Origin of the sequence: Microcystis sp. M169S2, assembly GCF_020245865.1 — a bacterium.
Taxonomy (GTDB): domain Bacteria; phylum Cyanobacteriota; class Cyanobacteriia; order Cyanobacteriales; family Microcystaceae; genus Microcystis; species Microcystis ichthyoblabe_A.
Map to the genome: position 1 here is coordinate 1 of NZ_JADBUB010000126.1, position 9,975 is coordinate 9,975.

The following is a 9,975-nucleotide window of genomic DNA, read 5'->3' on the forward strand; positions in this document are numbered from 1 at the left end:
GACTCGGTTAACAATTTTTAATATTCCTTGTTGACACCCTTACTGACAAAGAAAAAACTGAAATCAAGTCAGGATAAGGGTTGGAGTGCTTACTGCAAAAATTGTTAAGAAAGATCCCTATAAGGGATAGCTTGATAAGGGAGGTATCTGACAATTTTTAACACCCACCCACTTAATCACTGACAACTGATAACCGATAACTGATAACTGAAATGACCTCTGACCCGTCTCTCGATCGAGCTTGGAATACCGAAGACCTAGAACAAGCACTTCGAGGTGTCGGCACTATTCAAGAAGAACTCAACTATAATCAGGCACGCAATTCTCTGGGCAAACTTGTTGAGCGTCTGGATCTTACCTCGATCGAGAAAATTGGTCTAGAAGCGGAGATCGATCGCCTGGTAGCCCTGCTAGAAAAACTCGATCGATCCCTGATTCAAATTGCCGCTTTTGGCCTGGTGGGCCGGGGAAAATCCTCGATTTTAAATGCTCTGGTCGGTCAAGAAATCTTTACAACCGGTCCTCTACACGGAGTTACCCGCACCATTAAAGGGGTAAATTGGCAGTTAAGCAGCGATGATACTTTCCCCAATCTAGCGCGTCTGACCCTGAACGGCCAGGGTAATGCTCAGGTGCAATTGCTTGATACTCCCGGTATTGATGAGGTAGATGGGCAAACGAGGGAAATTCTCGCCTGTCAGGTGGCGCAGCAGGTGGATTTAATCCTTTTTATCATCTCCGGTGATATGACCAAAGTAGAATTTTCCGCCCTGGCCAAGTTGCGGGAAGCGGGAAAACCGATGATTTTGGTCTTTAATAAAATCGATCAGTATCCGGAAGTCGATCGCCTCGCTATCTATGAGAAAATCGCCTCAGAACGGGTGAAAGAATTACTCTCCCCCGATGAGATTGTTATGGTGGCAGCCTCTCCCCTCCTGACGGATACCGTCAAGGCTCAGGATGAGCGGCTAAAAACGCAACGATTTCGCGGAAAACCCCAGATAGAAGCTCTGAAACTCAAAATTTTGGAAATTCTAGAGCGAGAGGGTAAATCGCTCGTAGCACTCAATTCTATGCTGTATGCGGACGAGGTAAACGAGCAAATTGTCGCCCGCAAAATGGCTATCCGTGATCGCGGGGCTAATCAATTGATTCAAAAAGCAGTGATGATCAAAGCATCGGCGATCGCTCTCAATCCAGTGACGGTGTTGGATCTGTTTACGGGAGCAGTTATCGATCTAGCCATGATTCTCGCTCTTTCTCGCTTATACGGCATCGATTTAACTCGTCGGGGAGCGATCGCTCTTTTACAAAAAATTGCCCTCAATATGGGGGGTATTAGTGCCAGCGAATTTTTAGCGGTTTTGGGCTTAAGTTCCCTCAAAGGACTGCTCGGCCTCTCGATTCCTGCCACTGGCGGCATTTCTCTCCTTCCCTATACTTCGATCGCCCTGACTCAAGCGGGAGTTGCCGGTGTATCCTGTTATGCGATCGGCCAAGTGACGAAAACCTATCTCGCTAATGGGGCCACCTGGGGACCCGATGGCCCGAAGGCAGTGGTAGCCAGTATTCTCGATTCCCTCGATGAAACCTCGATTCTCAACCGGATTAAGCGGGAATTAGGCTCAAAATTGGCGGGTGGGGGACTTTTCAGTGATCAGTAAACAGTAATCAGTAATCAGTGAACTGAAGGCAAGAGGCAAGAGGCAAGAGGCAAGAGGCTCCCAGAAAGAATCTGGCAATTCTCCTACCTAAAAAGAAGGCTAGAAACTGAGTAGATTAAAGCTTTTAGCTCAACAAATTTGGTTTTAGATTCAGCCCTTGTGAACTGAAAATTCAAATCTGACCACTGATAACTGATCACTGATAACTGACTAGATCAATCCAAGAAATGCTTACTATGGACGATCGCCGCTATAATAACTACTGCTCCTTGAATTTGATAGATCAGACGGTAGGCATAGGCAGACTTTTCTCGGATGGTATCATCGCTAAATTCGGCGCATTTTTTCGCTTCTAGGGGACAATTTTCTAAAGAATAGCTTATATCAAGAATTCGACGCACGACGGCCGCCGCGTAGGACGGGGAATCTCGACTAATATAAGATGCGATCGCATCCACGTCTTCAATTGCTTTGGGCGACCAGACAAGGCGATAATTCACTCGATCAGCCATTTGTTTAAAAGACCCTCAACTTCTTCTTGGGGGATTGTATTCTCTAGAGAAGCAGCGCTCAAACTTTGGCGCACCTTCTCCAGAACGTATAAATGATACTGAATATCTTCAATTGAACAATCATCCGGTAATTGATTCAAGAGGGATTCCACTTTTTGTCTAATGCTATTCATACAAGTTTGACCGAAGTTTTTAAGGAAAAGTATAAATTTAAATTATCTATCAACTATCATCTATAGCAGTTATCTTAATAGTGAGGTACAAAGTATCTGGTTTTAGGGAACAGGGAACGGTTAACAGTAGCTGGTCGCCAAGAGATAATGCCAAATTTCTTTATACTTCATCTTTAAGAGAAACGCTATATCATAGATAGAAAACTAATAGTTACGCATCCTATCTTATGCCATAGTCCCCAGAAAAGCGAGAAAAAGTTAAGAATAGATAAGGTGATTATCTAGCTTTTGTAACATTGGGGCGGGTATTCTGTTAAGAATACTTAATAATTCTCCTATCTGCTCAATCCCCGCAACTTTTAGGGATTATTGACCGATAACCATCTAGCGGCCACAAGACCCCCCCCAATCGCAGCAATTTTTTGTTACATTAGTTTACAGTTCCCTCAACGCCCCAGTGGGTTATTAATTTTAATGTCTTCTTCGGTTCCTTCGTCGGATTTTGTACCCTTAATCGGTCAAGAAACAGAAATCTTTAACTGGGCAAAATCCCATTATCGTAACCATACCTTTGCCAAAGATGAAAAAGTCGCCACACGCCCCGGACTGTTATACTTTGTGGAATCTGGGGCGATTCGTATTGTTGGTAAGGCACAAGTTAACGTTATCGACCAAAAATTTCCCCGTCAACTACCTATTGCCGATAGTGAGGAAGTATTTCTCGGTTTTGTGGGTGCAGGTCAACCTTTTGAGATTGTTTCTCAATTTCCCTTTCAATTACAAGCCCAAGCTCATCTAGACGGAACCGAGTTAGTCTGGTTATACTGGGAAGACCTAGAAAAATGGCCGCAATTGCGATCGGCTGTTATGGAAACTTTTCGCCATCAATACCAGCGTAAGTTATTTTGGTTGAGTATTCTCGGTCAAAAACGCTCCCTCGATCGATTAATGGGGTTCTTGGTTTTATTATTGGAAGAATACGGTCAACCCTGTGTAGAAGGCTATTATCTTCCCTATCCCCTAACTCACGCTCAAATTGCCAGCGCCATCGGCACTACCAGAGTAACAGTAACAAGATTAATCGGTAAATTGCGACAACAAAATTCGATCTTTTTTAAGCAGGATAATCTTATCGGATTGCCCAGTTTATTTTTGAGTCAGAATTAATTTTTCTGCGGTGTTGCTGACTCAAGCTATGAATGCCAACCGTGCATCCTATCCAAAAGTTAGTTTAGCTCTAGGTTTTAAAAACCCCACACAAGCACATTCCTATCGCAAATCAGCAACCCCAGAAATCTATGACTCCTCTATCTGGCAACAAATAACCGAGGTAGCCCATGACTGAACCAATTCCTGATAAATTATCGGAACGAATCGATACAGGTGTTAGAGTCGCAATCGCAGAAGCAATTGAGAGACACCGCCTCTTAGGAGAGTCTATCAGCATTTTCAAAGATGGCCAAATTGTCACCTTAACAGCCGCCCAAATTCCGCCAAAACTTGCCAAAAAAACGGAAGTGTAAAAAATTGGTTGACTGTCTCAAATTGCACTATTCATAGAAACAGTTTCACCTATCCGAGGGATTTATATAGGGCTTGCTGAATAAATGTGAAATATAGACGAGGTAAGGGTTTTAGGGTTCTGTTTTGCTCTCACGGGTGCAAGATTTTGAGAGAATCTTCGTTTAAAACCTTGCGTCTTCATCGGCCCGTGTCCTGTAGGGGCGAAGCATTCGGATAGAAAATCTACGGTTTCACCGATAGGTTATTGCCCGAATGCTTCGCCCGTACTTTTTCAGCAGACCCCATATAGATGTCAATTTTAGCAAATTCCCGTTACGAAAATCAAAACTACATAGTATAATGGTACTGTTGTTTATTTTTCGAGGCTTAAATATGAGTTTAACAGACAATCAAAAAAAACTTTTGCAATGGATAGTTAAAGAAGTACGGGCTGGTAATCTTAAAGAGGACTGTATTTGGTACTACAGTCCGACTGTTAACAATCATCTTTGGGTAAATTACAATGGTTTTGATAGCCCTCCTTATGTCGAATTCGCAACCTTCGATATATTAGAAGAATATGGTTATATTAAATGGCAACAAAAAAGCCAGCATCAATACAAAGGCACTCTAACAGGAAAAGCTTATGAAGCGGTTGATTCTAACTTTGCTGAACCCAATCGCTCGGCTATTCCTCATCTAATTCCCTTGACTGAAGTTGAACATTTAGACTCCGAACTATGGGAGAGAGTCCGTTTTTCTGTGAGTGCGGGTGGAGATAATCCAAAAGCGTGGGATACTGCGATTCGCAATGCGACAGTGGTTTTAGAGGACCGCATGAGGAAACTGGGAAATATTGATAATATTAATCAAAAAGCCACGGGTAATGGTATTGTTAACCTAATTTTTGGAAGCAATAAATCTGTACAAAAAGATAAGCTTCCATCAGAAGAATTAGAGGCATACCGTGATTTATATTCGGGTACAATGAAGTTTTTTCGTAATCGTTACGCTCATCGATTCATCGATCCTAAACCAGAGGAGGGTGGAGCAATTATCGTATTCATCGATTTATTGTTGAAGATGCTAGATGATTTAGATTGGGAGACAGAAAACGAGAATACATAAATCTCTAATTCTTGTCTGGTTTAACTATTCACCGATAATTGTCTTCTAGCTTCGTAGAGGATGACAGCAGTAGCGATCGCAACATTTAAAGATTCCACACCACCAAAGAGGGGAATTTTCACCGTTTCATCGGCTAAAGCCGCTAATTGGGGCGATAAACCGGCTCCTTCATTGCCTAACAAGATTAAAGTCGGACGGGTAAAATCAATCTCCCAGTGGTTTTTGGTGGCTGTGGGTAAAGTCGCGATCGCTTTTACCCCCTGTGCTTGATATTTTTTCACTAAAGCCGATAAATCCGATTCTACCACTAGGGGCGATCGAAACCATTCCCCGGCGGAACTGCGGATCACTTTGGGGTTATCGATTTCGACGCTATCAAGACTTAACCAGATACCCTGTACTTCCGTAGCCACGGCAGTGCGGATAATAGTGCCGAGATTGCCTGGATCCTGCAATCTTTCCAAAACTAAGCCCAATTGTAGCGGATTTTGGGGGACTGGATGAAGGTGATGACGGGGAATAGTGGCAATCACACCATCGGGATTAACCGTTGTTGCTAGGGAAGCGAGGACTTCCGGGGAAACTATCTCGACTCGTTTGGCTTGATTTTGAAGCTTCTCTGCTAATTCTCCCTGTCTTTGCTGCCACTTTTCAGTATAACAAACCGTCTCTAGGGAACAATTCACGGCTAAAGCCGTCTCTAGTAAGTGGGTTCCCTCAATTAAGGACAAATTCTGCTCCTGTCGCTCTCTAGTGCGGTGTAGCTTGCGAATTTGCTTGATTAAAGGGTTTTGAACACTGCTAATCATAGCCAATCGGATTTTTCACCCCGCTAGGGCTGCCCTAAATAACTACGTTTTGAGGGAGATAATGCGGAACTCGGGACTTGAACCCGAAAGTCTTTGCAGACACTAGAACCTGAATCTAGCGCGTCTACCAATTCCGCCAGTTCCGCGTTTTTCTTTCACAATCTTTTATTATACTATCGGACAATCCATAAGTCAAGATAGTTGAGATAATTAAGACAAAAATCGTTTTTCGGGGTAGAATCACCGATAATTCGTTCAAAAATCTGATAAAATGCAGTGTCGTTTTGCCGAAGCTCTCCTTAGCCAAGACTCTCAACTAAGATAAATGAATGATCCTATGACCATCGATACCGAGCATCCCTATTTAGAAATTCAAGGTCGTCACTCTCTCAAGGGTGAAGTTAAGATCAGTGGTGCCAAAAATGCCGCTCTAGTGATTATGGCGGGTGCTTTACTCTGCTCCGACGAGTGCCAGATTGGTAATGTACCAGCCCTGGCCGATATCGAGCGGATGAGTCAAATTCTCTCGGCTTTGGGCGTGCAAGTCCGTCGCACCGGAGATAGACTAGAGATTGATGGCAGAGACCTCAAACAAGCTCAAGCGCCCTACGATCTCGTCTCCCAGTTGCGGGCCAGTTTTTTTGCCATTGGACCGATTTTAGCCCGTTTAGGAGAAGCAAAAGTTCCCCTTCCCGGCGGCTGCGCCATTGGGGCCAGACCGGTGGATTTGCACGTTAGGGGCCTACAGTCAATGGGGGCAGATGTATTAATCGATGGCGGCATGGTACACGCCCGCGTTAAGGGTAATGGTCGTCTGAAAGGGGCGAATATTTATCTGGATTATCCCAGTGTGGGAGCGACGGAAACCCTAATGATGGCGGCGACTTTAGCGGAAGGGGAAACCATTCTCGGTAATGCAGCCCAAGAGCCAGAGGTGATTGATTTAGCCAATTTTTGTGTTTCCATGGGGGCAAAAATTCGCGGTGCTGGAACCAATACAATTGTCATCGAGGGAGTTTCCCGTCTGCACAGTACCGATTACAATATCATTCCCGATCGCATTGAAGCTGGGACTTTACTGATAGCCGGGGCGATTACCCGCTCAGAAATTAGTCTTTATCCGGTGATTCCCAGCCATTTAGCTTCGGTAATTGCTAAACTGCACGAAATCGGTCCAGAAGTGGTGGAAGATGGTCCCAATCGTCTCCGGATTATCCCTAAAGACTTAAAAGCCACCGATATCGAAACCCTGCCCTATCCCGGGTTTCCCACGGATATGCAGGCCCAATTTATGGCTCTATTAACTTTAGCCGAGGGCAGTAGCGTGGTTAATGAGACGGTTTTTGAAAATCGTCTGCGTCATGTGGCGGAATTAAAGCGTCTGGGAGCAGATATCAAGGTCAAAGGAAATGTGGCTTTAGTGCGCGGTGTGCCTTTCCTCTCCGGAGCGCCGGTGATGGCCACGGATCTACGCGCTTCGGCAGCTTTGGTGGTGGCAGGATTGGCAGCCCAGGGGACTACTATTGTGCAGGGACTCCATCACCTCGATCGAGGTTATGATAATTTAGAGGGTAAATTAAGAGCATTAGGGGCAAATTTACGCCGGGTTGATCCTTTAGCCTTAGAATTGGCTACCCTGACCCAATCTTAACAGGATGATTAGTTATCGCTGTTCTATCAGTGTTGAGAATTCCCGTGAGCAACACCGATAGAACAGCGTTAATCGTGCTTAGTTGTTCTATATTGACGGAACCTTTCATCAGCGATCGCATTTACCAAATCTTAGCCATTACTAATACAAACCCCGGCAATTCTGGATCACCACTAATGGTTTCAGGAGCATTTAAAATCTCCGGTTCTCGATAGGGACGATAAATATAGACTTGGCGATTTTGGCGATCGATTAACCAACCCAATAAAGTACCATTGGCAATATATTCTTCCATCTTTTTCTGCAAACTGGATACCGTATCACTAGCAGAACGTAATTCAATGACAAAATCGGGACAGATGGGGGCAAAAGAGGCTTTTTGTTTTTCTGTTAAAGCATTCCAGCGTTCTAATTTAATCCAAGCAGCATCGGGTGAACGAGTCGCACCATTGGGCAGCGTAAAACCCGCACTAGAATCAAACCCAAGCCCCGTTCCATCTAGTTCTGACCAGTTCCCCAGTTGCAGAGCTATATTAAAATTGCGATTACCCGTATCTGAAAAAGCAGGAGGCATAACGATCACTTCTCCACTAGCGCTGCGTTCAATGCGTAAATCTCGATTGGCTAAACAAAATTCATAAAACTGCTCCTCCGTCATCGGCATAATCCAAGGAAGATCAATCATCAAAGGAGCCGAGGTCGCTTGTACAAGTAGTGTCGTCATATTTTCGCCCTACTCAAGAATTACATGAGTTAACAACTGAATGCCCTTCAATCTTAACTTAGCTCTTGTCAACGGCATTATTAACTACCAAAAGATAGAATGCGATCGCTCTTAACCTTGCCAAAGAAGCCTGACGGAGAGGAATGTAAATATTTATAAAAATGTAGCTTAGAATACATTTTAAAAAAGGAGAGTGTGTATTGTTATTTTATTGTCCGTCTTTTCAGAAAAAGAAACCACAAAAGTCTCCTAAAACCATCAATAAAATCCGATAATTCCCCTTCATTAATTAGAGGGGTTTTTATCAGTTGTCATACTAAATCCGTTGAGTAACGCACAGAAAGCGGGTTTCTCCGAGAAACCCGTTTTCTATTAATGCTTGGGAATAGTTTTTCCTAGCTTAGGGGGAGTGAAAGTTTAATTTTCCCTGAATCTTTCTAACAGTTCTGAGCGAGATAAATTAGCCAGAGAAAGAAGTAACCCGGTGCGTTCCGAGATAGGAAGTTGGGCAATCTGTTCCACCAGACCAGATAATTCTGCATCTAGGCTGCCAAAACGTCCTTCCAGAAGACTGGTTATCAGGGATAGTTGTCCTTCTAAAGTGTCTTCTTGCTTTCCTTCTAATTTCCACTCTTCTCGTTGCTTTAGATAAGCTGGTGATAAGTTCATGATGTCCTCCTGTTCTTCTGCACTTAAATTATCTCTCAATTCTAAATTCTTGCGCCAGTTGGCCAGAATTTCCAGTAAATTCTCTTGGAAGGGATTACCTTCAGGCAATTGCACTAATTCTTCTACTGCTCGTTTCTGTGTCCCTCCTTTCCCTAGCACCCTCAACCATAAAGTCTCCTCATTGACTGGTAATTGATGGATGGCGACGATTCCTGTTTTGAACAGGCTAGGGGAAAAATAAAATCCTTTTCCCCACTCCTCTTTCATCCCCTCTTCTGGTAGGAATGAAGGGGGGATTCCCACGACTTCTTCAATGATTCTCCCCGAAAAAGTAGGCGTTAAAATCCAGAGAACTGGTAGTTCAGCTTCTGTTAGAGTTTTGTTTATCCGTTTCGCCTTCCTCAAGACTTCGCCATGAACCGCATATAACTTTGAGATGCAACTGCGAATCTCAACCTCGGAGGGGTAGGGTTGATTCATTTAAATTAAGTACAGCTGATTTTAAGTCAATAAATTTCACTTAAGATTCTCAAGTTTATCTTTTTCTAATCAAAAGAGTTAGTCACAATAACTAATCTTTAATCCTCTGCCAAATTTATTATGAATAAATTGATAAAGCTTGTTCCCAAGCCACTAAAAGCCTATCTTTCTTGAAATTGTCTGAGAGTACATCCTGTTAATTTAGCTAATTTTTCTGCTTCTTACGTAGATAAAACTCTCAGTTTTTCCCACCGTTCAGCTAACCACCTCTGTCCCTCCGTTATTGAGAGAAAACCCAAACCTCTGAAAAGATTCAATCCTATAGTTGTGAGAATTGACCAATTGCTTGCTGCTTGAAAATCGCTTATCTCGCTTTTATCTTCCTCAAAAATTACATTTTTTACCCAATGTAACTGATTTTCTATTTTCCAGTGTCCTCGAATAATTTTAGCAAATACTTGAGCGGATTCGGTTAGGCTACTGATATAGTAAGCTGTTTCTTCATACGTTTTATCCCCGCGACTACCCTTTCTTTCTACTTTAATAACTCTTCGTAGATTTTCAAACCCTTGTCTTTCATTTTTACTCACTTTAAAAACTTCTATTTTTCTTGATATTTTTCGTCCATGACTATTATCTTGTTCGAGAAAGCAACTTTCTGC

At 43.2% G+C, this 9,975-nt stretch carries 11 protein-coding genes, 1 tRNA gene and 1 pseudogene; 6 read left to right on the plus strand and 7 right to left on the minus strand.

Annotated elements, in window-relative coordinates:
• Positions 1 to 212: 212 nt before the first annotated feature.
• Complete coding sequence (locus IM485_RS12970) at positions 213 to 1,664, plus strand: GTP-binding protein (protein WP_287743533.1); 1,452 nt, start codon at positions 213 to 215, stop codon at positions 1,662 to 1,664.
• Positions 1,665 to 1,879: 215 nt separating this feature from the next.
• On the opposite strand, the gene IM485_RS12975 is transcribed toward IM485_RS12970, so the two are convergent.
• Both IM485_RS12975 and IM485_RS12980 read right to left on the minus strand, forming a co-directional pair.
• Positions 1,880 to 2,176: a type II toxin-antitoxin system RelE/ParE family toxin gene (locus IM485_RS12975; protein ID WP_002737690.1), complete on the minus strand. Its 297-nt coding sequence runs from the start codon at positions 2,174 to 2,176 to the stop codon at positions 1,880 to 1,882.
• On the minus strand, positions 2,161 to 2,349 hold the full coding sequence (locus IM485_RS12980; protein WP_002752772.1) for a hypothetical protein: 189 nt from the start codon (positions 2,347 to 2,349) through the stop codon (positions 2,161 to 2,163). The genes IM485_RS12975 and IM485_RS12980 overlap by 16 nt, the downstream gene beginning before the upstream one ends.
• Before the next feature lie 474 nt (positions 2,350 to 2,823).
• On the opposite strand from IM485_RS12980, the gene IM485_RS12985 reads away from it, so the two are divergent.
• The 4 genes from IM485_RS12985 to IM485_RS13000 all read left to right on the plus strand — a co-directional run bounded on the left by IM485_RS12985 (position 2,824) and on the right by IM485_RS13000 (position 4,980).
• Positions 2,824 to 3,516 (plus strand): Crp/Fnr family transcriptional regulator, encoded by a 693-nt coding sequence (locus tag IM485_RS12985; RefSeq protein WP_104397461.1) that lies wholly within the window; start codon positions 2,824 to 2,826, stop codon positions 3,514 to 3,516.
• A gap of 28 nt (positions 3,517 to 3,544) precedes the next feature.
• On the plus strand, positions 3,545 to 3,694 hold the full coding sequence (locus IM485_RS12990) for a hypothetical protein (protein WP_287743538.1): 150 nt from the start codon (positions 3,545 to 3,547) through the stop codon (positions 3,692 to 3,694).
• Positions 3,687 to 3,872, plus strand: a complete 186-nt coding sequence (locus tag IM485_RS12995; protein ID WP_002752778.1) for a hypothetical protein — start codon at positions 3,687 to 3,689, stop codon at positions 3,870 to 3,872. The genes IM485_RS12990 and IM485_RS12995 overlap by 8 nt, the downstream gene beginning before the upstream one ends.
• 373 nt (positions 3,873 to 4,245) lie before the next feature.
• A complete protein-coding gene (locus tag IM485_RS13000) occupies positions 4,246 to 4,980 on the plus strand; it encodes a TIGR02391 family protein (RefSeq protein ID WP_104397342.1) in 735 nt (244 codons plus the stop codon).
• A 20-nt stretch (positions 4,981 to 5,000) separates the two neighbouring features.
• Here IM485_RS13000 and IM485_RS13005 read toward each other — a convergent pair whose 3' ends face one another.
• Positions 5,001 to 5,789, minus strand: a complete 789-nt coding sequence (locus IM485_RS13005) for a TrmH family RNA methyltransferase (protein ID WP_287743541.1) — start codon at positions 5,787 to 5,789, stop codon at positions 5,001 to 5,003.
• A gap of 62 nt (positions 5,790 to 5,851) precedes the next feature.
• Positions 5,852 to 5,935: transfer RNA gene (locus tag IM485_RS13010), tRNA-Leu, on the minus strand.
• 191 nt (positions 5,936 to 6,126) lie between these two features.
• Here IM485_RS13010 and murA point away from each other — a divergent pair.
• Complete coding sequence (murA, locus tag IM485_RS13015) at positions 6,127 to 7,440, plus strand: UDP-N-acetylglucosamine 1-carboxyvinyltransferase (RefSeq protein WP_104397344.1); 1,314 nt, start codon at positions 6,127 to 6,129, stop codon at positions 7,438 to 7,440.
• 121 nt (positions 7,441 to 7,561) lie between these two features.
• Here the strand turns inward: murA and IM485_RS13020 are convergent, their stop codons facing one another.
• The 3 genes and pseudogenes from IM485_RS13020 to IM485_RS13030 all read right to left on the minus strand — a co-directional run.
• A complete protein-coding gene (locus tag IM485_RS13020) occupies positions 7,562 to 8,164 on the minus strand; it encodes a Uma2 family endonuclease (RefSeq protein WP_061431455.1) in 603 nt (200 codons plus the stop codon).
• Between the two features lie 417 nt (positions 8,165 to 8,581).
• Positions 8,582 to 9,298, minus strand: a pseudogene (locus tag IM485_RS13025) (hypothetical protein); the annotation flags it as partial.
• A 236-nt stretch (positions 9,299 to 9,534) separates the two neighbouring features.
• Positions 9,535 to 9,975 (minus strand): ISAs1 family transposase (locus tag IM485_RS13030; RefSeq protein ID WP_287743547.1); only part of this gene is annotated, 441 nt, incomplete at its 5' end.